The 23,341-nt window shown below is 54.3% G+C and carries 21 protein-coding genes; 8 read left to right on the top strand and 13 right to left on the bottom strand.

From position 1 onward, the window contains the following. The 7 genes from FKW19_RS01900 to FKW19_RS01930 all read right to left on the bottom strand — a co-directional run. Window positions 1-236, bottom strand: a 236-nt coding sequence (locus FKW19_RS01900; protein ID WP_238706778.1) for a thiamine pyrophosphate-dependent enzyme, incomplete at its 3' end; no start/stop codon positions are given. Window positions 237-363: 127 nt separating this feature from the next. Next, window positions 364-840: a cyclic pyranopterin monophosphate synthase MoaC gene (gene moaC, locus FKW19_RS01905; RefSeq protein WP_089178950.1), complete on the bottom strand. Its 477-nt coding sequence runs from the start codon at window positions 838-840 to the stop codon at window positions 364-366. Window position 841: 1 nt separating this feature from the next. After that, window positions 842-1,708 carry an indole-3-glycerol phosphate synthase TrpC gene (trpC, locus tag FKW19_RS01910; RefSeq protein ID WP_089178951.1) on the bottom strand — a complete coding sequence of 289 codons (867 nt, stop codon included), beginning with the start codon at window positions 1,706-1,708 and terminating at the stop codon, window positions 842-844. A 17-nt stretch (window positions 1,709-1,725) separates the two neighbouring features. Next, window positions 1,726-2,838 (bottom strand): anthranilate phosphoribosyltransferase, encoded by a 1,113-nt coding sequence (gene trpD, locus FKW19_RS01915; RefSeq protein WP_089178952.1) that lies wholly within the window; start codon window positions 2,836-2,838, stop codon window positions 1,726-1,728. Beyond that, on the bottom strand, window positions 2,838-3,434 hold the full coding sequence (locus tag FKW19_RS01920; protein WP_006115291.1) for an aminodeoxychorismate/anthranilate synthase component II: 597 nt from the start codon (window positions 3,432-3,434) through the stop codon (window positions 2,838-2,840). Before FKW19_RS01920 ends, trpD begins: the two co-directional genes overlap by 1 nt. A gap of 58 nt (window positions 3,435-3,492) precedes the next feature. Beyond that, on the bottom strand, window positions 3,493-5,034 hold the full coding sequence (gene trpE, locus FKW19_RS01925; protein WP_006115292.1) for an anthranilate synthase component I: 1,542 nt from the start codon (window positions 5,032-5,034) through the stop codon (window positions 3,493-3,495). After that, on the bottom strand, window positions 5,031-6,950 hold the full coding sequence (locus FKW19_RS01930) for a SurA N-terminal domain-containing protein (RefSeq protein WP_089178953.1): 1,920 nt from the start codon (window positions 6,948-6,950) through the stop codon (window positions 5,031-5,033). The genes trpE and FKW19_RS01930 overlap by 4 nt, the downstream gene beginning before the upstream one ends. Window positions 6,951-7,196: 246 nt before the next feature. On the opposite strand from FKW19_RS01930, the gene tpiA reads away from it, so the two are divergent. The 4 genes from tpiA to kdsA all read left to right on the top strand — a co-directional run bounded on the left by tpiA (window position 7,197) and on the right by kdsA (window position 10,914). Beyond that, a complete protein-coding gene (gene tpiA, locus FKW19_RS01935; protein ID WP_089178954.1) occupies window positions 7,197-7,937 on the top strand; it encodes a triose-phosphate isomerase in 741 nt (246 codons plus the stop codon). A 26-nt stretch (window positions 7,938-7,963) separates the two neighbouring features. Further along, window positions 7,964-8,308: a preprotein translocase subunit SecG gene (gene secG, locus FKW19_RS01940; protein ID WP_006115295.1), complete on the top strand. Its 345-nt coding sequence runs from the start codon at window positions 7,964-7,966 to the stop codon at window positions 8,306-8,308. A 141-nt stretch (window positions 8,309-8,449) separates the two neighbouring features. Further along, a complete protein-coding gene (locus FKW19_RS01945) occupies window positions 8,450-10,084 on the top strand; it encodes a CTP synthase (RefSeq protein ID WP_003625521.1) in 1,635 nt (544 codons plus the stop codon). Beyond that, window positions 10,081-10,914 carry a 3-deoxy-8-phosphooctulonate synthase gene (gene kdsA, locus FKW19_RS01950; RefSeq protein WP_089178955.1) on the top strand — a complete coding sequence of 278 codons (834 nt, stop codon included), beginning with the start codon at window positions 10,081-10,083 and terminating at the stop codon, window positions 10,912-10,914. The genes FKW19_RS01945 and kdsA overlap by 4 nt, the downstream gene beginning before the upstream one ends. Window positions 10,915-11,029: 115 nt before the next feature. Here kdsA and gyrB read toward each other — a convergent pair whose 3' ends face one another. From gyrB to mutM, 6 genes are all read right to left on the bottom strand, one after another. Beyond that, complete coding sequence (gyrB, locus tag FKW19_RS01955) at window positions 11,030-13,468, bottom strand: DNA topoisomerase (ATP-hydrolyzing) subunit B (protein WP_089178956.1); 2,439 nt, start codon at window positions 13,466-13,468, stop codon at window positions 11,030-11,032. A 91-nt stretch (window positions 13,469-13,559) separates the two neighbouring features. Continuing rightward, window positions 13,560-14,708, bottom strand: coding sequence for a DNA replication/repair protein RecF (gene recF, locus FKW19_RS01960; protein ID WP_006115298.1), 1,149 nt, complete (start codon window positions 14,706-14,708; stop codon window positions 13,560-13,562). Window positions 14,709-14,753: 45 nt separating this feature from the next. Further along, window positions 14,754-15,878, bottom strand: coding sequence for a DNA polymerase III subunit beta (gene dnaN / locus FKW19_RS01965; protein WP_089178957.1), 1,125 nt, complete (start codon window positions 15,876-15,878; stop codon window positions 14,754-14,756). A gap of 115 nt (window positions 15,879-15,993) precedes the next feature. After that, on the bottom strand, window positions 15,994-17,427 hold the full coding sequence (dnaA, locus tag FKW19_RS01970; protein WP_006115300.1) for a chromosomal replication initiator protein DnaA: 1,434 nt from the start codon (window positions 17,425-17,427) through the stop codon (window positions 15,994-15,996). Between the two features lie 341 nt (window positions 17,428-17,768). Beyond that, a complete protein-coding gene (gene rpsT / locus FKW19_RS01975) occupies window positions 17,769-18,038 on the bottom strand; it encodes a 30S ribosomal protein S20 (RefSeq protein ID WP_012812907.1) in 270 nt (89 codons plus the stop codon). Window positions 18,039-18,176: 138 nt separating this feature from the next. Beyond that, window positions 18,177-19,016 carry a bifunctional DNA-formamidopyrimidine glycosylase/DNA-(apurinic or apyrimidinic site) lyase gene (mutM, locus tag FKW19_RS01980; protein ID WP_089178958.1) on the bottom strand — a complete coding sequence of 280 codons (840 nt, stop codon included), beginning with the start codon at window positions 19,014-19,016 and terminating at the stop codon, window positions 18,177-18,179. Between the two features lie 29 nt (window positions 19,017-19,045). Between mutM and FKW19_RS01985 the strand changes: the two genes are divergently transcribed. Genes FKW19_RS01985 through FKW19_RS02000 form a run of 4 tightly spaced genes read left to right on the top strand, consistent with a single transcriptional unit; the run spans window position 19,046 to window position 23,329 of the window. Then, complete coding sequence (locus tag FKW19_RS01985) at window positions 19,046-19,828, top strand: class I SAM-dependent methyltransferase (RefSeq protein ID WP_006115302.1); 783 nt, start codon at window positions 19,046-19,048, stop codon at window positions 19,826-19,828. An 11-nt stretch (window positions 19,829-19,839) separates the two neighbouring features. Then, window positions 19,840-21,069 (top strand): bifunctional phosphopantothenoylcysteine decarboxylase/phosphopantothenate--cysteine ligase CoaBC, encoded by a 1,230-nt coding sequence (coaBC, locus tag FKW19_RS01990; protein ID WP_089178959.1) that lies wholly within the window; start codon window positions 19,840-19,842, stop codon window positions 21,067-21,069. A 35-nt stretch (window positions 21,070-21,104) separates the two neighbouring features. Next, complete coding sequence (gene dut, locus FKW19_RS01995; protein ID WP_089178960.1) at window positions 21,105-21,584, top strand: dUTP diphosphatase; 480 nt, start codon at window positions 21,105-21,107, stop codon at window positions 21,582-21,584. After that, window positions 21,581-23,329, top strand: a complete 1,749-nt coding sequence (locus FKW19_RS02000; RefSeq protein WP_089178961.1) for an ABC transporter permease subunit — start codon at window positions 21,581-21,583, stop codon at window positions 23,327-23,329. Before dut ends, FKW19_RS02000 begins: the two co-directional genes overlap by 4 nt. Window positions 23,330-23,341: the final 12 nt, after the last annotated feature.

Here is a 23,341-nt window from a genome sequence, read left to right on the forward strand (position 1 = left end):
GATGTAATCAGCTTATCGCCTTCATGCAGGCTCATCTGGATACCAACCACCACAGCTTCTTGCCCGATATACAGGTGGCAGAAACCGCCAATTAGGCCCATACCGTAAAGTTGCCCGGCTTTTTCTTCAAAGCGGCGGATCAGGAGCATGTCATAGTAGGCTTTAAGAAACTGGTCTCGTGTTAAGGAAGGACCGTTATTTCCTGCCTTGCCGACCTGTTTGGCGTTCGTTCCCATGCGTGATGAACCTTTTGCGATATGTAAACAGTTCGTAATAAATGGTGCGCAACAGCGGCATCCGTTTCCGGGCCTTCAGATGGTTTCTAAAGCTCCAGTAAAACTGCCTGCTGTTTCGCGTGTTTTATTATGCAGCGTTGTAGTCTCCTGAGCGTCCCCCACTTTTATGAAGGAGCTTTATATTTTCTATCTGCATGCCACGGTCAACTGCTTTGCACATGTCGTACAGTGTAAGGGCCGCAGCAGACACGGCGGTTAACGCTTCCATTTCCACCCCGGTTGCGCCAGTTGTTGTAACAGTTGCGGTAATCTCGATCCTGTTATCATTCGGAGCCAGATCCACAGTTACACTGCTTAGGCTAAGCGGGTGACAGAGCGGGATAATATCTGCTGTTTTTTTTGCAGCCATAATGCCAGCAATGCGGGCCGTTGCCAGAACATCACCTTTTGGGGCTGCGCCTGAAAGGATCATTTCCAGCGTTTGGGGCTGCATAATAATAGCCCCGGTGGCCACAGCCTTGCGGCGCGTGGCAGCTTTAGCGGAAACATCCACCATATGCGCATGCCCGGCTGTATCCAGATGCGTGAGTGCTGGAGAGGGCACGTTAGGCCAGCCCCAACAGTTTTTTGGCAGAATCACCGGGATGCGGATCTCGCAGCAGGGATTCACCTACCAGAAAGCCCGTTACGCCAATGCCGGAAAGCTGCACGATATCTTCATGCGTTTTGATGCCACTTTCAGACACAATAATCCGATCTGGCGGCACCAGAGGAGAAAGTTCCCGCGTGGTATCCAAGCTGGTCTGAAGCGTTTTGAGGTTACGGTTGTTGATACCGATCAAGAAGGTATCCAGCGCAAGGGCGCGGTTCAGTTCTTCCTCATCATGCACTTCCACCAGCACATCCATGTCTAGCCCTTTGGCGTGGTCAACCAGTTCCAGCGCCATTTCATCAGACAGGATAGACATAATGAGCAGAATGCAATCTGCCCCGATCATGCGGCTTTCATAAACCTGCCACGGATCAAGAATAAAATCCTTGCGCAGAACAGGAAGGGAACATGCAGCCCGCGCCTTGCCCAGATCTTCATTATCACCATGAAAACAGGAGCTTTCCGTTAGCACGGAAATACAGGCTGCCCCTGCTTGCTCATATTCTGCGGCAATTTCTGCCGGATTATACGTTTCGCGCAGGATACCAGCGGAAGGAGAAGCCTTCTTGATTTCTGCAATCAGGCCAACTGCGCGATCAGCAGCTTTTTCCTTCAGCGCCCGACCAAACCCGCGTGGAGCCTCTTTGGTTTCCTGCGCCTTGGCTGTGATTTCCTTAAGGGACATCAGGGTGGAGCGATGTTCAACTTCCAGCTTGGTGCGTGCGCAGATGCGGGAGAGAACATCCGGCAGTTCGTCAATCTTGTTGGCAAGAGTGTCCGAAGCAGAAGCTGCCGAGGACGCGAGTGGTGTATCGGTCATGATTATCCTGTCATGTCTCAGGCGCGTGCATCCGGGTTAGAAGCGCGCAAACCGTTTAGCACTGCCAAAGCCGTGCCATCATCCAGTGGGCGTGCAGCCAAAGCCACACTTTCCCGCAAGGCCTGCGGATCAATGCGTCCGTCCCGCAGGAGTGTTACCCGCCCTGCCACGTGAAGTGCGCAGGCGGCGTTTAAAACAACTGTATCACGATATGCTCCTGATGCACCATGCAGCAAAGCTTCTAGAGCTTGCGCATTGTATTGGGCATCCCCCCCCAATATGGAGCTGACCGGAGCATAGGCAAGGCCAGCCATTTCTGGCGTAATAGAAAACGAGCAGATGGCATCATTTTCCAGCGCTACAACCTGTGTAGGGCCTGCCAGCGTAATTTCATCAATGCCGCCCTGCCCGTCTGATGGTAGGCCGCATGCGGCCCAGACCTTCTGGGAGCCAAGATTTTTGAGCACATTGACCATAGGCTCCAGCCATGCGGGTGAAAAAACGCCCACAAGCTGCCGTTTAACACCTGCCGGGTTTACCAATGGCCCCATGAGGTTAAACAGCGTACGCACGCCTAAGGTTTTGCGTATCGGAGCAGCAAAACGCATGGCGGGATGGTGGTGCGGAGCAGATAGGAAAATGACCCGGTGTACCTGCATCTGCTCCGCCAGAACCTCGGCTTGTGCAGAAAGTGGAACACTTAGCGCAGCCAGCACATCGGAAGCGCCAGAACGCGAAGAAATAGCCCTGTTACCGTGTTTGGCAACGGGCACACCAAGCGCACTCAGCACAAAGGCAACAGCGGTGGATACATTCAATGTGCCGTAATTGTCTCCGCCCGTGCCGCATACGTCTATCGTATCGGCAGGCATGGCGGGCACAGTGCGCATGCGGGCCCGTAAAGCCGTTACACCACCAAGCAATTCATCCTGCGTTTCGCCACGCACGCGCAAAGCCATAAGAAAAGCCGCAATGCGTTCTGGCGCAATCAGGCCATCCATAATAACGCCAAAAGCAGATTCGGCTTCGGCTGCGCTTAGTGTTTGCCCGTCTGCAACACGTGCCAGAATGGTAGAAAAAAACTGCTCACCTGCTACTTGAGATGCAGCGCCATGAAGGGGAGCGGACATCAGGCAACGGCCTGTTTTTCTTTCCAGGCAGATGCGATGGAAAGAAAGTTTTTCATCAGATCATGGCCATATTCCGAGGCAATGCTTTCCGGATGGAACTGCACGCCCGAAATGGGATACTGCCGGTGGCGCACACCCATAATAACACCATCTTCCGTCCATGCCGTAACTTCCAGGGCATCCGGAATACTGGCAGGTTCAAGCGTAAGGCTATGATAGCGCGTGGCATTAAACGGGTTGGGTAGGCCCGCAAAAACATCCTGCCCGTTGTGGAAAACGGGGCTCACCTTGCCGTGCATGGGCGTAGGGGCACGCACCACCTGTGCACCAAACACCTGCCCGATAGCTTGATGCCCCAGACATACGCCAAAAACAGGCACCTTACCGGCTGCGGCAGATATCAGATCACAGCAGATACCGGCTTCATTGGGGGAACATGGGCCGGGAGAAAGCACAATGACATCCGGCTTGAGGGCCAGTGCATCTTCTACGCTTAGGGCATCATTGCGGCGGACATCACACTGTGCCCCCAGTTCACCCAGATAGTGAACAAGGTTGAAGGTGAAGCTATCATAATTGTCGATCAGAAGGATCATGGCCGAATGATGACCTTATGTACTGTTGGGGTCAAATAAGAATGGAACAGAAACGACATTAAGAACGCCCTGCCCTTGCCTGTTCCAACGCGGCTTCTGCGGCGCGGAATACAGCGCGGGCTTTATGGCGTGTTTCTTCATATTCTGTTTCTGGCACACTGTCTGCCACTACGCCGCAGCCAGCTTGCACATGCATTTGCCCGTCTTTTACAACGGCCATGCGCAGCCCAATGCACGTATCCATGTTGCCGCCAGCGCCAAAATAGCCAATGCACCCGGCGTAGGTGGCGCGGCGGGTGCGTTCTACTTCATCAATAATTTCCATGGCGCGGATTTTGGGCGCACCTGTTAGCGTGCCTGCGGGAAAAGCGGCCACAAGGGCATCCAGCGCTTCCAGTTCCGGCTTGAGTGTGCCTTGCACGTTGGAAGAAATGTGCATGACGTGGCTGAAACGCTCAATCACGAATCGTTCTGTCACTTTCACCGTACCGGGAATACTCACACGGCCCACATCATTACGGCCAAGGTCTATTAGCATCAGATGCTCGGCCAGTTCTTTCTGGTCGGCCAGAAGATCTTTTTCAAGCCGCAGGTCTTCTTCCGCCGTTTTGCCGCGCGGGCGTGTGCCAGCAAGCGGGCGTACCGTCATGGTACCATCCTGCAAGCGTACCAGAATTTCGGGCGAGGACCCAACAAGTGAGAAATCACCAAAATCCAGATGGAACAGAAATGGCGCTGGATTAATACGCCGTAGCGTACGGTACAGCGCCAGAGATGGAAGCGGAAACGGCGTAGAAAAACGCTGGCTGGGAACAACCTGAAAGGCATCGCCAGCCGCAATATAATCCTGAATACGCTCAACGGCCTGACAGAACTCATCCTTACTGAAGGAGGAACGCGGTTCAGCCGGTTCTGGCAGGTTTTCTGGCTGTTTTGGTAAAGGCGGCAGCGCTCCTGACAGGCATTCGCGCGCACGGCGCAGCAGATCTTGCGCTTTATCCCAAGCCTGTGCGGCGGTTTCATCTTTTTGTGGGCGAACAGGCGCGGCCAGAATCAGCTCATCGCTTACCGTGTCAAACACAGCAAAAAGACCGGGGCGCATGAGAATAGATTCAGGCAGGTTCAGATCATCCGGTGGCGCATCTGGCAGATGCTCCATCTGGCGCACCATGTCATAGCCCAAATATCCAAACAGGCCCGCAACCATTGGAGGAACGCCTTCGGGCAGCTCCATGCGCGTGGCATGGATCAGGGCACGCAGGCTTTCCAATGGCTTTTCTGTAAGAATACGCGGGGCAATATCCGGGTTTTCCGGGCTTTCATCCAGCGTGATCTGCCCGTTATGGCAGGTCCAGATAATATCTGGCTTGAGGGCAATAACAGAATACCGCCCGCGCGATGTGCCACCTTCCACACTTTCCAGCAACAACGTGTTTTTGCCGGTGCCACCATCAAAGCGCGCAAGGCGCAGGTAGGCTGAAACAGGTGTCAACAAATCTGCTGCTTCTACAGAAAACACAACAGAAGGCTGGCCTTGCGCCCAAGCGGCTTCACACTGCTGGCGAGAGGGTGAAGGCGCAATGCGTGCGGTAATGCTCATGGCGTGGCTTCTCCTCCAAATCCGGCGGCAGATAGTGTGGCCATAACAGCGCGTTCGTTAATATGGGGCGGTGTGCGCTTGCTTAATGCCTCCACATAACTGGCAACCAGATCATCACTATCTGCCTGTGCCAGAGAGTCTTTCAGGCGCTGTACGCCATCGGCTGGGGCTGGTGGGTTGGGCACGAACAGCTTTGTGACAATTGCCACAAGGAAGTGGCCGTCATCTTCTGTCATAACCGCCTGCCCCGGCTGCATGCGTGGGAGATAATCCATGAGTGCTGCCGGAATATTCTTGTTGGGCTTGGCGAAAGAGAAAGCTGCATCCCGCGTAAGTTGTGCACCTGATGCGTTTACTGTGCCTAAAGCCTGCTTGTTTTTGGCTGCCAAATACAGGGTTGTTGCCTGCTCATTTGCTGCATGCTTGCGTGCTTCATCCTGCCATGCGGCCAAAACATCTGTTTGTGCCTGCACAAATGTACGAGGGGCTGCGGGTGTAGCGGTATCCACTTCCACAGCAAAGCTGCTGTTGTCCGGCCCATCCACAAGCGTTGCACGTGCGCCGGGTTTTTGGGTGAAAATCTGGTGGATAATGGCTTCACGCAGCTTGCCGGATGCTGGCAACGGCGCGGGTTCTTTATCAGCCGTCATGCCTTGCGCATCCAGTGTGCCTGCCGCAGCAACCGCACCCAGATCTGCCGGAATGGCATCTAGCCCTTGGCCTGCAAGCGCATCTTGCAGCTTGCGCTTGCGCTCACCTGCAACAGATGGCGCAACAGCAGCCCGATACTGCGAGAGGATGTCTTTTTTTGCATCTTCATACGGCGTGGTGTGCGGAGCCGTTATTTTGGTAACACGAAAAACAGCCCATCCACCTTCGGTTTTAAGCGGATCGCTGACCTGACCTTCTGGAGCATGGAAAACAGCCTGCCGTAGAGTAGCAGAAGGAATTGTGGACGGGCGAGCATTTGGCATTTCTACCGCAGCCGCATCTTTTGCGCTGTTCTGGATAGCCTGCCAGTTGCCACCTACTTTCCACGCGTTGGCAATGGCGGCTGCCTGTGCCTGATCTTGCAGGGTTATAAGCTGGATATCGCGCGTTTCTGGTACGTTGTAGCGAGATTTCTGCTCATCATAGATGCGCTTGATATCGGCTTCATCCATGATGATGCTGTCTGCCACTGTTTGTGGGGAAAGCACCACAATCTTGGCATGGCGCAGTTCCGGCGTACGGAACATCCACGAATGGTTGTTGTAATAGCGCTGCAATACGGCATCATCTGGTGTTTTGGGGGTGGGCTGCGCAGCAAACGGAATGCTCACAAAATCCACCACGCGCGTTTTTGCACCGTAGGTTAGAAAGCGCTGGAGCATTGTGTCGGAAACGCTGCCCGCCTGCGCCAAGGGTTGTAGAATGGTGCGTGTGGTCAGATCATTCCGCACCATGTCCAAAAAGCGTTGCTCGGTTAGCCCGCGGTCATGCAGTTTCTGATTGAAGCTGGCGCGATCAAACTGGCCATTCGCGCCTTTGAAATAAGGGAGCGAGAATACTTCATCCCGTACGGCCGAATCAGGCACTGCCACTTTTAACTTCTGTGCGGTATTCAGTAGCTCTGCTTGCCCAATCAGGCGGTGCAGAATCTGGTAGGCAACCTGCCGCTGCATGGCCAAAGGAATTTGCGATGGGTCTGATACCCCCATCTGGCGGGCAATTGTTGGCAGTTCAGATTGCAGGGCTGTGGCCAGATCATCGGAAGAAACCTGTTGTTGCCCCACTTTGGCAACAACATCCGTTTCTTCCCCCATATAGCCCATAACATCGCCTATTCCCCAGCCGACAAAGGCCAGAAAAATGACAATTGCAGTCACCCGGCCCAGCCAGGACTCAACAAAAACGCGACGTAGATAGGAAATCATGACCCGATGGATCCACAGCTATGCTTAAAAAACATCATACCACAAAGGGTATGCACAGGCGCGGCACCATAAGGGTAGCTGCGGTGCTTGACCAGACATAACCGCTCCTGCACGACAGACAGGCAAGAATTAAGGCGCCTGCTCTCTTGCCCCAAGGGGGGCGTCTATGGTTTAGCCTTCATGTAAGAACCATATTATAAACGCACGTGCCCGCTGGCATGGCGCGCTACAGGCAAGGAGCAGGACATGACCAGACAGATTATTGTCGGCAACTGGAAAATGAATGGCCTAAGCCGTGATTCGCAGGAACTCGTCAAGGCTATCACCAGCGGCTTGCCCGCCAACAGCGCGGATGTGGTGGTGTGCCCGCCCTTTACCCAGCTTGGGCTGCTGGCAGATGCGTTAAAGCCCACACCGGTAAAGTTGGGTGCGCAAGATTGCCATCAGGATGTTTCTGGCGCGCATACGGGTGATATTTCTGCCCCCATGCTGGCTGATCTGGGCGTGTCCTATGTTGTTTTGGGCCATTCAGAACGCCGTCAGGAACATGGTGAACTGGATGAAACCGTGCGTGAAAAAGCCATGGCCGCTGCCAAAGCCGGGCTGACCCCGATTGTCTGTATTGGTGAAACCGAAGATCAGCGCGAAACTGGTGAGCACTTTGATGCGCTGGGTTGGCAGATCAAGGGCTCTTTGCCCGATGGGTTTAATGGTATTTTGGCATATGAGCCTATCTGGGCGATTGGCACAGGCCTTGCCGCCACCACTGATCAGATTGCCGAAACCATGAAATTCCTGCGTGAAGAATTGGTGCGACAGTTTGGAGAGGCTGGAAAAGTCATCAAAATCCTGTATGGAGGGTCCGTAAACGCTGGGAATGCGGCCACCATCCTGCCCATTCCTGAAGTGGCGGGTGCGCTTGTTGGCGGTGCCAGCCTTAAGGCGGACGCGTTTCTTTCCATCGTCAGCGCAGCATCTGCTGCCTGATTTGCTGTTCTGATCTGGAATCTGACATGACCACAGCCCTGCTGATCCTGCATTTCTGTGTGACCATAGCCCTGATTGGCGTTGTGCTAATTCAGCGGAGTGAAGGCGGTGGCCTTGGAATTGGCAGCAGCCAGGGCATGGGTGCGTTCATGTCCGGCCGCGGAACAGCCAACCTGCTTACGCGCACAACGGCTGTGCTGGCTGGTGTGTTCATGCTGCTTTCCCTGTTGTTAGCCATGCTTTACAAAGGCTCCGTTACGGGTGAAGGGCATGATATTCTGGCCCAGCCCCCGGCAGCCACAGCGCCCGCACCTGCTGCTCCGGCAACAACAGCTCCTGCTCCGCAGCCAGCTACTCCGGCGCATCCGTAAAATGCAGGTTTCTCTCTCCTTTCCGCTATGTGTGAGGAGAGAGCCCTTTCATCCCTTCAGCTCCGCATGTCCTGTGGCATGCGGTAGTTTGCGTTTGTCCATCTTTACCCGCCCGGCCTTGTCCGTGTAGGAAGTCTGCTCATGACCCGCTTTGTTTTTATCACCGGTGGTGTGGTATCCTCTCTTGGCAAAGGCATTGCATCTGCTGCCCTTGCTGCCCTGTTGCAGACGCGTGGCTACAAAGTGCGCCTACGCAAGCTTGATCCCTACCTGAACGTTGATCCCGGCACCATGAGCCCCTACCAGCATGGGGAAGTGTTTGTGACCGAGGATGGCGCCGAGACAGACCTTGATCTTGGCCATTATGAACGCTTCACGGGGGTAAATGCTTCTAAGGAAGACAACACCACAACAGGCAAAATTTATTCAGATGTTATCGCCCGTGAACGGCGTGGTGATTATCTGGGCGCAACCGTGCAGGTTATCCCGCATATTACGGATGCCATTAAAGACATTGTCGTTGCCAATACGGATGATCTGGACTTTGTGTTGGTGGAAATTGGCGGCACAGTTGGCGATATTGAAAGCCTGCCATTTCTGGAAGCTATCCGCCAGCTGCGTAATGATCTGGGCCCGGATCAGACCATGGTTGTGCACCTTACGCTGCTGCCGTGGATACCTTCTGCGGGTGAGCTGAAAACCAAGCCGACCCAGCATTCCGTTAAGGAATTGCAGAATGTGGGTATTCAGCCGCAAATTTTGCTGTGCCGCTGTGATCGCCCTATTCCGCCAACAGAGCGGCGCAAGATTGCCAATTTCTGCAATGTGCGCCCCGAAGCCGTTATTGCCGCGCGGGATGTAGATACCATTTACTCTTGCCCTCTTTCCTACCATGCAGAAGGTATGGATACCGAAGTGCTGCGTTACTTCGGCCTGCCCCACGCTGAAGAACCTGATCTGACAGGGTGGGAAAAAATTGTAGATGCCATCCGCCACCCCGATAACGAGGTGCGCATTGCAGTGGTTGGTAAATACACAGCCCTGCTGGATAGCTACAAATCTCTGAACGAAGCTCTGCTGCATGGTGGCATTGCCCACCGTACCAAGGTTGTTCTGGATTGGGTGGATGCCGAAGTTTTTGAAAAAGACCCGGCATCACTAGAAGCTAAACTGGGCGATGTAGATGCCATTCTGGTGCCCGGTGGGTTTGGTGAGCGTGGATCTCAGGGCAAGATTGAGGCCATTCGCTTTGCGCGTGAAAAAGGTATTCCGTTCCTTGGAATATGCTTTGGCATGCAGATGGCGGTTATTGAATGTGCCCGTAATCTGGCTGACCTACCCAACGCATCTTCTACCGAATTTGGCTATACGGAAGAGCCTTTGGTGGGTCTGATGACCGAATGGGCACGCGGTAACGAACGCCTGCGCCGGAGCGAAGGTGGAGAACTGGGTGGCACCATGCGCCTTGGCGCGTACCCAGCCAAGCTGATTGAAGGCTCCCGCGCGGCAGAAGTGTATAACGCAACGTCCATTCGTGAGCGGCATCGCCATCGGTATGAAGTGAATATTCATTACAAGGATCAGCTTGAAAAAGCCGGGATGAAGTTCTCTGGCCTTTCACCAGATGGCATCTTGCCAGAAGTGGTGGAATATCCAGATCATCCGTGGTTCATTGCTGTGCAGTATCACCCGGAACTCAAGTCTCGGCCGTTTGCACCGCATCCGCTGTTCGCCGGGTTTGTGGGGGCTGCGCTGGAAAAGGCTAAAAAAGCATGACGCAGGCATTGGGTTCGGATTTTCAGCTTGGTTCTTTGTACATCGGTAATGATCAGCCATTTGTGCTGATTGCCGGGCCGTGCCAGATTGAATCCGCTGCACATGCAATGGAAACAGCCACGGCTTTGAAGGAAATCTGCCAGAAGGCTGGTGTTGGGCTGATCTATAAAAGCTCGTTTGATAAAGCCAACCGCACCAGCATTTCCAGTGCGCGTGGTATTGGCATGGCCGAAGGGCTGGATATTCTGGCTAACGTGCGGAATACGCTGGATATTCCGGTGCTAACAGACGTGCATGCGCCAGAACAGTGCGCTCCGGTTGCAGAAGCTGTGGATGTGCTGCAAATCCCGGCTTTTCTGTGCCGCCAGACAGATCTGTTATTGGCAGCCGGTAAAACGGGAGCTGCGGTGAATGTGAAAAAAGGCCAGTTTCTTGCACCGTGGGATATGAAGCACGTTGCGGCCAAAATTGCTTCTACGGGCAATAATCGCATCATGCTGTGTGAGCGTGGTACCAGCTTTGGTTATAATACGCTGGTAAATGATATGCGTGGCCTGCCTATTATGGCCCAGACTGGCTACCCCGTTGTGTTTGATGCCACGCATTCCGTACAGCAACCGGGTGGCTTAGGTGGTGCATCTGGTGGCCAGCGTGAGTTTGCCCCTGTGCTCTCTCGTGCTGCTTTGGCAATTGGTGTGGCATCTCTGTTTATTGAAACGCATGAGAACCCAGACCAAGCGCCCAGCGATGGCCCCAACATGTTACCTATAAAAAGCCTGCCAGCCTTGCTGGAGCAGTTCAAGAAGATTGATGCTCTGATTAAAGGGTAAACTAGGCGAAGCCAGTATTCTTGCTAACAAAAAAGCCGCAACCTGATTTTTCAGGCTGCGGCTTTTTTATAGTCCCAAAGGGGGAGAGAGGTAAATTCTCCCCCTTTATGCAGGGTTAGACGTCCAGATTGGCAACTTTAAGTGCGTTGCCGACAATGAAATCACGCCGGGGTTCAACAATATCTCCCATCAGGGTGGTAAACACATCGCCAGCTTCTTCCACATCGCCTACGCGTACCTGCAACAGCGTGCGCATAGCCGGGTCCAATGTGGTTTCCCAAAGCTGAGCGTCATTCATTTCGCCCAGACCTTTAAAGCGGTTAATTGTCAGCCCACGGCGGCCCTGTGCCAGCAGTCGGGTATAAAGATCAGCCGGGCCACTCAGTTGGTGTTCGGTGGTATCGTTTTTCAGCGCCACGCCTTCTGCAAAGTCTTTTTGCAGGCGGTTTGCTTGCATGGTCAGCCAGCGGGCATCGTTGCTGGCCAGCATGGTTGGGTCAATGCGGTACACTTCCCCTACCCCACGCACATTGCGGGCCAGTTCCACACCATCTGCGCTGGCAACGGCTTTCCAGCTTTTTTCATTTTCAGCAGATGCTGCATCAAGGCGCTGCTGAAGTGCTGGCATCCGTTGCTGGAGCAGCTCAATATCTGTTGTTAGCGCGCCAGCCAAGGCAACCTGTTCGATAATCCAAGAAGGAATGCGGTTGGAAAGGCGGTTAATCGCCTGCGCTGCCTGCCGAATGAACGGAAGATCTGCGGCCAGCTCCTCAGCACTTACAACGCGTTTGTCCGTGTAAACAAAGCTGGCATTGTTCAGGGCCTTGTTGAGCAGATATTGCTCAAGTGCGGCATCGTCTTTCAGGTATGTTTCTTCATTCCCGCGTTTGGCACGGTAAAGCGGCGGCTGGGCAATATACAGATAACCGCGTTCGATCAGTTCTGGCATTTGGCGGAAGAAGAAGGTCAGTAGCAGTGTACGGATATGAGATCCGTCCACGTCAGCGTCAGTCATAATGACAATGCGGTGGTAACGCAGTTTTTCAATAGAGAAACCACCCTGCTCTGGCTCGCCACGGCCAATACCAGTACCAAGAGCCGTAATGAGCGTGCCAATTTCGGCAGAGCCTAGCATGCGGTCAAACCGCGCGCGCTCTACGTTCAGGATCTTGCCTTTTAGAGGCAGAATGGCTTGGAAGCGCCTATCACGCCCCTGTTTGGCGGTGCCGCCTGCGGAATCACCCTCCACAATAAACAGTTCAGCTTTGGCTGGGTCACGAGCCTGGCAGTCTGCTAGTTTGCCGGGCAGTGATGAAACATCCAGAACCCCTTTGCGGCGTGTAAGCTCACGCGCCTTACGGGCGGCTTCACGCGCAGAGGCAGCATCCAGCACCTTAGAGACAACAATTTTTGCCTCTTTGGGGTGTGTTTCAAACCAGTGGCTGATGATGTCTGCCGCAGCAGCATGTACAACGGGCTGCACTTCGGACGAAACCAGCTTGTCCTTGGTTTGGGAAGAGAACTTGGGGTCTGGCACTTTAACGGACAGAACAGCCGTCAGCCCTTCCCGCATATCTTCCCCTTGCAGGGAAAGCGCATCTTTTTTGGCAATGCTTTCGGCATATTTGCCAACAACACGGGTAAGTGCCTGACGGAAGCCTGCCAGATGCGCTCCGCCATCGCGCTGCGGAATGTTGTTGGTGAAGCACAGCATAGTTTCATGGAAGCTATCATTCCATGTGAGCGCGAACTCGACCTTAATGCCGTTGTCCGGGTTTTCTAGGCTACCAGTAATGGGTGGAGCAAACAGCGAGGTGCGAGACCTATCCAACCAATCTACAAAAGCTTCTAGCCCACCTTCGTAAAAGAATTTTTCTTCCCGCACGGGGGTAACGCGTGCATCGCGCAGCACAATTTCTAGCCCGGAGTTCAGGAAGGCCAGCTCACGCAGGCGGCGCTCCAGAATAGTGAAATCAAAATCCGTTTTGGGGAATGTTTCACTGCTGGGTTTAAAGGTTACTTCCGTGCCTGATGGTTCGGAAGATGGGCCAACCACCTCCAACGGGGCATCGCGCTCACCATGTTGGAAGCGAATGAAGTGTTCCTGTCCGTTACGCCAGATGCGCACTTCCATCCACTCAGAAAGCGCATTCACCACGGCAGCGCCCACCCCGTGCAGGCCGCCAGAAACCTTGTAGGAATTCTGGTTGAACTTGCCGCCAGCATGCAGGCGGGTCAGCACCACTTCGGCGGCGCTAATACCCTCTTCTGTATGCATGTCTGTAGGAATGCCACGCCCATTGTCGCGCACGCTTACGCTGCCATCTGCATTAAAAGTGACAATGCAGCGCGATGCAAAACCGGCCTGAGCCTCATCCACTGCGTTATCAATAATTTCAAACGCCATGTGGTGTAAGCCAGAGCCATCGTCCGTATCACCAATGTACATGCCGGGCCGTTTACGGACAGCATCCAGCCCCTTCAGCACAGAGATCGACGCGGCATCATACTCTTCGGAAACGGCAGATGGCGTGGGCTGAGAGAGGTCGGTCATAAGAACGGTACGCTCCGTACAGGAAAGAACAAAAAAACCTTTTATTCTTATACCCTGATCAAGCCTCTGGGGCCAGATTGAGCCGTATGTTTTATGGCCCAGATGGCAAAAAAGCACCGTTTTTCAGGGTTTCGAACTGAGCGCTGTGCTTAAGTGGGGCAAAAGGTGCCTGATCTGTGCCGGTAAGCAGCACAGTTGTGCGAAAATCCTGCACAATTTCCAGCAATGAAGCCCGGCGCGCAGCGTCCAGATGCACTAAAGGTTCATCCAATAGCAAAATGGGGGGCTGCCCGCGGTAGTCGGTTACAAGCCGCGCGTGTGCCAGCACAATGCCAATAAGCAAGGATTTCTGCTGGCCAGTGCTGGCGAGTGCTGCCGGTTGTCTGGACGAGAGATCTTCCAGCAAAAAATCACTGCGATGTGTGCCAAATGTGGCGCGCCCACGTGCGGCATCATCTTCTCGCAACTCGGCAAGTTTTGCACATAGCCAATCTTCTACGGTCAGCGCTGGAGATGTTTCCAGTTTCTGGGCAATAGCGCATTGCAGTGTCGCAATGGCAGCAGGAAAAGCGCCCAGACCATTTTGGGCATAATGGCAAATCTGGCGCACGGTTTCCTGCCGAGCTGCGGCAACAGCCACAGCATGACGCGCCATGGAGGCTTCTAATCCAGATAGCCATGAGTGTTCGGAAAAGCGTGTTTGCAGCAGGCGATTGCGTTGCGTCATGGCACGATCATATGCGGCCAGTTCCCGCGCATGGTGCGGTGTTACCGCCATAACCAGGCGATCTAGAAAGCGCCGCCTACCGGATGCGCCCTCACTAAATAACCGATCCATCTGTGGGGTAATCCACACAGTAGCAAGAGTATCTTCCCACGCTTCTTGCCCCCGAATTTGCCGACCGTTGAGCAAAAAAACGCGGCGTGGCCTCTCCTGCCCGCCTTGCGTGCCGGTGCCGAGTTCAAGAAACTCATCTTTCGTTTCAATACGCGCAGAAACACCCCAGTTGATCGCGCCCATTCGGCCAAATTGTGTAAGAGGTGCCGCGCGCAGCCCTCTACCGGGCGAGAGAAGAGAAACTGCTTCCAGCAGATTAGTTTTGCCGCTGCCGTTTTCGCCTGTCAGCACCAATAGGCTTGCATTGGGGGACCATACAAGCCGTTCGTAATTGCGAAAATTGGAAAGCGTAAGTTTAAGAAGCCGGGGCATGCCACGCTGCTTCTGTTGGCCTGCCTGCATTTGGGCAACGGAGGCAGGCCGTAAGTGTTAAAGCAAAAAAGCGGATCACACGCGCATCGGCATGAGAACATAGAGTGCAGATGGGCTATCTACATCGCGCACAATGGTGGGGGATGCGCTATCTGCAAACGCAAATTCCACCTCTTTTTCTACCTGATCTGTGATGTCGTTAAGGTAGCGTGCCTGAAAACCGATTTCCAACCCTTCTGCATCGTAGGAAATGCGGTTGTCATCCAGCTCTTCCTTAGCCATGCCCTGCTCTGTGCTGCTGGCAGACAGAGTAAGCAGGCCGGGTTCGAGCGTGAGCTTTACCGGGCGAGAACGTTCCTGACTAATGGCGGCAACACGTGCCACGGCATCTGCAAAATCTTTTTTGCCAACCCGCAGGATGCGTGTGTTGTTGCGTGGGATCACCCGTTCGTATTCAGGGAACGTGCCATCAATCAGCTTAGATGTAAGTGTAACGGGGCCTGCCGTGAACTGAATACGCGTTTCAGAAAGTGCGATTTCTACTTCTTCTGGCGCTTCATCAATCAGCTTGCGCACTTCGGCCACGGTTTTGCGTGGGACAATAACCCCCGGCATTCCGGCGGCGCCTGCTGGTAGATCGGCTTCCACACGGGCTAGGCGGTGTCCATCTGTAGCCACGGCGCGCAGCTTGGGTTCGCCATCTACTTCTGTGCCATGCAGGAAGATACCGTTGAGGTAATAACGGGTTTCTTCGGTTGAAATGGCAAAACGTGTGCGGTCTATGAGAGAATGTAGTGTTGTTGCGGGCAGTTTGAAGCGATATGGGAAATCTCCTGCCCCCATGGATGGAAAGTCATCCACACTCAGCACGTTCAGACGGGTAGCATAGCGGCCCGCACGCAGCAGAAGAGGGCCTTCACTATCGGCCTGATCCAGCTCTACATCCACACCATCGGGCAGCTTGCGCACGATTTCGTACAAAACAGATGCAGGTGCAGTTGTCGCCCCTTCCCGCGTGATGTTGGCGGGAACACCTTCAACCACTTCAATTTCCATGTCCGTGGCTTTCAGGCTGAGCTGTCCATTAGCAGCCTGAATAAGAACATTGGCTAGAATGGGTATGGTGTTACGCTTTTCTGCAACACTCTGGATATGGGCCAACGCCTTAAGCAGTGTTGCACGTTCCGCCGAAAACTTCATCTAACCCTCTTTCCTGCAAGACAGGGCCTCTGTTTGGCAAGAGGCACCTGCTTTTTCCACCTCGAAAAGTAACAGGTGGGCATTATCAGTCAATCCCTTTGGAATCTCTACGTTTTCAGCTTTCCAGCATCCGTCGCAGGAGTTCCACATCTTCTGCAAAAGCAGCATCCAGCCCCATCAGTTCCGTAACGCGATTTACCGCATGCATAACGGTTGTGTGGTCACGATTACCGAACTTACGCCCGATTTCTGGCAGAGAGCGGCTTGTAAGCTGCTTAGCCAGATACATTGCAACCTGCCGGGGCCGCGCCACATTGCGCGCCCTGCGGGCGGATGACATGTCTGTCAGGCGGATGTTCCAGTGCTCGGCTACTTTTTTCTGGATTTCCTCAATTGTTACACGCCGGTCATGCGCTTTGAGAATATCGTGCAGTACTTCTTGTGTGGCTTCCAGAGTAACCGGGCGGCCAAACAGATTGGCGTGAGCAATGAGGCGGTTGAGCGCGCCTTCCAGCTCACGCACATTGGACGTAATTTTGTGTGCCAGAAATTCCAGAACCTTACCGGGCACCACAACGCCAGAGGCAGCGGCTTTTGATTCCAGAATGGAAATACGTAGCTCAAACGTGGTGGCATGAATATCTGCCACCATACCGCAGCCCAAACGCGTGCGTAGCCGATCTTCCAGCCCCGACAGATCGGATGGGGATTTATCAGCCGAAACCACAATCTGCCGCCCGGCATCTACCAGCGCATTAAAGGTATGGAAGAATTCTTCCTGCGTATTGTCCTTGCCGATCAGGAACTGCAAATCGTCAATCATCAGCACATCGACGGAACGCAGTTGCTCTTTGAACTCGATGGTAGATTGCGAACGAATGGCCGCAATAAACCGATACATGAACTTTTCGGCAGACATATAGGCCACGGACACATTGCCGCTCTGGATCAGTTCGGCCCCGATGGCATGCATCAGATGCGTTTTACCCAGCCCAACGCCACCGTAAAGGAACAGCGGGTTAAACCCAACGCTGGAGGGTTTTTCTGCAACCCGGCGGGCGCAGGCATAAGCAAATTCATTGGGCTTGCCCACCACGAACGTATCAAACGTAAAGCGGCTATCCAGCGCAGTCACCAAGTCACTCCGCACTTCTGGCGCGGTGCGTGCTGCTGGGGTGGCCTCTTCCTGTGCGGGTGTTGCGGCGTTGGCGCTTGGCACACTTTCCAAAGGTATGGGGGCCGGATCTCCGGCGCGGGCAACCTGTAGCTCCACCCGGCGGATGCTGGGGATTTCCTGATTCCACAGTTCGCTCAGGCGGTCACCATACTGGCTTCTTACCCAGTCGCGCAAAAAGCGTGTGGGTAAAAGCAGGGTGATTTCATCACCATCAATCGGGCCCAGCGCAATTTTGGTCAGCCAAGTGCGGTATTCAACTTCGCCAACTTCGCCCTTCAGGCGGGCGCAGATACGCAGCCACGATTCCTCAAGCCCCTTGCCGTCTTCAAGCCGGGAAAAGGCGCTTTCGTCATCGTCCACTCCGATTGTCATTTTTGCTCCCGAGCGGTCATTAAGGCGCGAATGGGTTCACGCATTTTCACAAAACAGGCGGCACGTGTGCTGCCGGTGCTGTGTAACATCTGTAACGGCCTTGGCGGCCTATGGTGCAGGCTTGCTTATATCTTGCGGAAGGTAGCCCGAACAGCGCCAAGCCATCCAGCAAGGTAAAGCAGTGAGAGCAAATGGAGCAATCAATATTTCATGCTGCCTGCCCTGCTTGCGCTTTATCCAGCCAAGGTGGTGATAAAAACAAAGCCGAACCATCTGGGTGATGATTCGGCTTTATCTCAAAGCGTCAGATGGCCACCAATTAAGGTGGCCCCGCACTTTCCTCAGGCCGGAGCCAGTGCTTTCACACGGGCAGACAGGCGGGAAATTTTGCGGGCCACCGTGTTGTGGTGGATAACGCCCTTAGTGGCCGCACGCTGGATTTCTGGCTGAGCAAGGCGCAGTGCTTCGCGCGCAGCGCCATGATCACCAGCTTCAACTGCGGTTTCTACTTTCTTGATGAAAGTACGCATGCGGGATTTGCGGGCGGTGTTACGAGCAGTCCGCTTCGCGGTCTGCCGGATGCGCTTACGCGCCGAAGCGATATTCGCCATGAGTTTCTATTCTGTCCAGCACTTAAGAAAGATTAATAGGGCAGACACGCCGGAACGCGCTACCCATAAAGAGTAAGCGGTGCTGTAATGCACCTAAGCGCCTTCCGTCAAGCTTCTTCCATGCCGACCACTAGGATTTTACCCGTTTTTCTGCCTTTGGGGACAAAAAAATGTGGATCGTCCGGCCTGCGTTATCTGCTGCACACCAGAACATGCGGGTGTGCCGGGGCAATTGGGACATGGCTTACCCGTTTGCCCATATACCCGCCATGCGTGCTGGAAATACCCCAACCCGCCCTCTGGGCGTACATAATCTTTCAGGCTGGAACCACCTGCCTCTATGGCTTCTTCCAGCACATCACGTATGGCTTGCGCCAATTTGCGGGCTTTGGGGGCGGTAAGATTGCAGGCTGGCATGGTTGGGGCAATGCCAGCCCGAAACAGGGCTTCACACACATAAATATTGCCTAACCCCGCCACAACCTTCTGATCAAGCAGGAAAGGTTTGATGGGCATCCGCCTGTTTTTGCTGGCAGCCAAAAGCGTTTTGGGGGTAAAATCTGGCTCAAGCGGCTCTGGCCCCATGCCTGCCAGTAATGGATAGGTATCTTCCTGATCGGTTGGAACCAGATCCAGCATGCCAAACCGGCGCGGATCTATGTAACCACAGCGCTTTCCATTTTGCAGAATCAGCACAACGTGCTCATGCAATAATGGCGTGGTTGGAGAATCGAGAAGCACGCGCCCAGACATGCCCAAATGCCAGATTATGGACATCCTACCAGACAGGCGCATAAGAATATATTTGCCCCGACGGCGAAAGCCTTCTATCCGGCGGCCTTCGATTGTTTGTGAGAAATCGGCAGGAATCCGCCATCTCAGGTCGTGACGGCGCACAATTGCTTCTTTGATGGTACCGTTTTGCAGGGCAATCTGCATCCCGCGCATTACGGTTTCTACTTCAGGGAGTTCCGGCATGGCTAAAAAGCAGGGTATAGGGGAACCCCATGACCGACAACAGCTTTACGCCCTCCCCCGCTTCTTCTGACGCAACAGTGGAAGAAACGGATTTCGGCTTCCGTTCCGTAAGGAAGGAAGAAAAGAAAAATCTTGTTCGTGACGTGTTTGATAGCGTTGCGGGTAAGTATGACGTGATGAATGATATCATGTCCCTTGGCATCCATCGGGTATGGAAGCGTATTTTTGTAACAGAGCTTGGCCCGCAGCCCGGCATGTCTTTGTTGGATCTGGCCGGTGGCACGGGTGATATTACCTTTGGCTGGCTGAAGGGTGGCGGTGGCTCCGCCATTATGACCGACATTAACAGCAGCATGCTGTCTGTTGGGCGGGATCGGGCCATTGATCGTGGTTTTGTATCCGATCTGTCTTTTTGCGTTGTGGATGCAGAAGCTATTCCGCTGCGCGATATGTCCGTCGATCGGGTTTCCATCGCTTTTGGCCTGCGGAACTGCACAGATAAAATGGCTGTGCTGCGTGAAGCTCGGCGTGTGCTCAAACCCGGCGGGCGTTTTCTGTGCCTTGAATTTTCCCGCGTTCAGGTGGCAGCACTGGCACCTATCTATGATGCGTGGTCTTTCAAGGTGCTGCCTGCCATGGGCAATCTGATCGCCAAGGATCGTGAAAGCTACCAGTATCTGGCGGAAAGCATTCGCACCTTCCCGGATCAGGAAACACTGGCAGATATGTTCCGTGAGGCTGGGTTCTCTCACGTGCGGTATCAGTCCCTTTCCGGTGGTATTGCAGCCATTCATTCCGGCTGGCGCGTATAAGGCCAAAGGGTATGGACGTGGTTTTGCCTTCCCGTTCCGTTTTGCTCATTGTGGGCGGCAGTATTGCCGCCTTCAAGGCGCCGGAGTTGATACGTCTGCTTAAAGGCGCTGGCATGCAGGTGCGCTGCGTGCTTACGGAAGGCGGAAGCCAGTTTGTAACGCCCCTTACCCTGCAAGCGTTAAGTGAGCAGCCGGTTTATGCAGACCTGTTCTCGTTAACGGCTGAGCAGGAAATGGGGCATATTGCGCTTTCCCGCTGGGCAGATTTGGTTCTTGTTTGCCCTGCATCTGCCAATTTACTGGCACGCATGGCCGGTGGTCTGGCGGATGATCTGGCCAGCACGCTTTTATTGGCGACAGATGCACCTGTAATGGCCGTTCCCGCCATGAATGTGAGAATGTGGGAGCACGCTGCTACGCAGCATAACGTGGCCACGTTACAGCAGCGCGGCGTACATGTTGTGCCGCCAGCTATTGGCCCCATGGCCTGCGGTGAATTTGGCGCAGGCCGGATGCCGGAACCCGCCGATATTTTGGATGCCGTGCAAGCATTTTTCCGCCAGCGGCAACAGCAGAATGGCCCTTTGGCGGGGAAGGCTGTTCTGGTAACAGCAGGCCCTACGCAAGAACCGCTGGACCCTGTAAGGTATCTGGCTAACCGATCTTCCGGTAAACAGGGCTATGCCGTTGCTGCTGCGTTGGCGGATCTTGGAGCTTCCGTGACATTGGTAAGTGGCCCAACCATGTTGCGTGCGCCTGCTGGTGTTACGTTTGTTCCGTGCGAAACAGCTTGCCAAATGCTGGAATGCGTTAAGGCAGCGGCTCCGTTTGATGCGGCTGTCTGCACCGCGGCGGTGGCAGATTGGCGGCCTGAGGTGCAAGCGGGGCAAAAAATTAAAAAAACCAGCCGAGATGATGTGCCCGCTCCTATTCGGCTGGTGTCTAACCCAGATATTCTGGCCGAAATTTCCGCCCCCGGCCCACAGCGCCCGATGCTTGTTGTGGGGTTTGCCGCAGAAACCGAAAAGGTGGAGGAGCATGCAACCGCCAAGCGCCAACGCAAAGGATGTGACTGGATTGTTGCAAACGATGTAAGTGCTGGCACAGGCATTATGGGGGGTGATAGAAATCAGGTTGTTCTGATAACCGCCCAAGGCAGTGAGCGCTGGCCACATATGCCAAAAGAAGAAGTTGCACAAAGGCTTGCTTCTCGCATGGCAGATTGGTTTACAGAATCCTGATAGATTGTTTTTGAAATTTTGATAGAGGCTTGTTGATGTCTGCACCCACTTGTCCTTCGGCTGATCTTAGTGTGCAGGTGCAACGCCTCCCTCATGCGCAGGGTTTGCCCCTACCCTCCTACGCCACGGCTGGGGCTGCGGGGATGGATTTGCTGGCCGCAGTGGCAGAGCCCGTGGTGTTGCTGCCCGGTGCGCGAGTGTTGGTACCAACCGGGCTGCGCATAGCCTTGCCCCGTGGGTATGAACTTCAGGTGCGTCCGCGTTCTGGCTTGGCTCTCAAGCACGGCATTATCCTTCCCAATTCCCCCGGAACAGTGGATGAAGATTACCGCGGAGAACTGGGGGTAATTGTGCTGAATGCCGGCCAAACCCCGTTTACCATTGAGCGCGGCATGCGTATTGCACAGGCCGTTGTGGCCCCCGTTACACGGGTGGCATGGGCCGAATGTAACGAGCTGGATGAAACCCAGCGCGGCGCAGGTGGGTTTGGCAGCACGGGAACCGGAGTGCCATGAACAGAAGCTGGATGAACCTTGTACCTCGGCCACAAGGTTCGTCTTCTCTGCCTTTACGTTATCCGAACAGCGCAGATGCTCTTCTGCTTTTGTGTCTGGCGGCTGCGGCAATAGCGCTGGGGGCAGCAGTAAGGCACATGCTGGGGCCATTGGTGGCGCCTGCCAGCATGCCCATACATTTGGATATGTGGCATTTGCCCGGCTATGCGTTGCGCACAACCATACGCATGTTTGCGGCTTTGGCGTGCTCTTTGGTGTTCACGTTTGTATATGCAACGTTGGCGGCCAAAAGCAGGCGTGCAGGGCAGATTTTGATACCTTTATTAGACGTACTGCAATCTGTTCCCATCCTTGGGTTTCTGTCTTTCACCATCACGTTTTTTCTGGGGTTGTTTCCGGGGCGTATATTGGGGGCAGAATGTGCGGCAATTTTTACTATTTTCACCAGTCAGGCATGGAACATGGCGTTGGGCATGTATCAGGGCCTGCGGTCTGTGCCGCCTGAGCTGGAAGAAACCGCACGTTGTTTTGGCCTAACAAGCTGGCAGAAGTTCTGGCGGCTGGAAGTGCCCTGCACTATCCCATCCTTGGTGTGGAACGCCATGATGTCCATGGCCGGTGGCTGGTTCATGGTGGTGTATTCTGAAAGCATTACCGTTGGCAGCACGGATGTTACGCTGCCGGGCATAGGCTCCTATGTTGGTATGGCCATAGATCAGCAGAATATTGGTGCTGTAGCCGCAGCCATTGTGGCCATGATGGTTGTTATTCTGGTTTATGATCAGGTGCTGTTTCGGCCTTTGGCCGCGTGGGCCACACGCTTCAGGCTGGAAAGTGTTAATACGGCCCAGGTTGTGGAGCCATGGTTTTTGCGGCTGGTGCGCCGTACACGTTTACTGCGGATGGGGGGCAATGCCCTGCTTTCTGTTGGGCGGCGCATAAGCTACCTGCCTCTGGGGGCTCGCCCTGATACAGTGCGTGCCACAGCGGATGACAACAGTGATGGTGCAGATTGGCTGTGGTGGGGCTTTCTTCTGATTGTCTGCCTTGCGGCTTCATGGCAGGTGTGGGCTTACGCGCATACCCATTACACGCTTGGCCAGATTGCCTATGTGTTTGGGTTGGGTGGTATCACATTGCTGCGTGTGGTCAGCATGTTGGTGCTGGCATCGTTAATATGGGTGCCGGTGGGTATCTGGTGCGGTTTGGACCCCATGCGCGCCCGGCGGGCGCAGATATTGGCACAGTATGGGGCGGCTTTTCCGGCTAACCTGTTCTTTCCGGTGTTTGTGGTGGTAATTGTACATTTTCATCTGACGCCAGATATCTGGCTCACCCCCCTGATGATTTTGGGGGCGCAGTGGTACATCCTGTTCAACGTTATTGCTGGGGCGTCCTCCTTCCCGTCCAATTTGCTGGAAGTTGGCCGAAATCTGGAAGTGAGAGGCTGGTTCTGGTGGCGGCGCATTATACTGCCGGGCATTGCACCTTATTACCTTGTGGGCGTTATGGCGGCCGCAGGTGGCGCATGGAATGCAGCCATTGCATCGGAAGTGGCGCAGTGGGGAGAAACAACCTTAACGGCCCACGGCCTAGGCGCTTATGTTGCGCAAAGCACTCAACTGGGAAACATAAGTAATGTTGGGTTGGGTACGGTGGTGATGTGTATATTTGTCATGTTCACCAATGCTTTGGTATGGCGGCCTTTGTCGGACTTTGTCGCTCGTCGCCTAAAACTGAACTGAACCGGATAGAGA

It is taken from the genome of Acetobacter sp. DmW_125128 (genome assembly GCF_008704325.1).
Taxonomy (GTDB): domain Bacteria; phylum Pseudomonadota; class Alphaproteobacteria; order Acetobacterales; family Acetobacteraceae; genus Acetobacter; species Acetobacter oryzifermentans.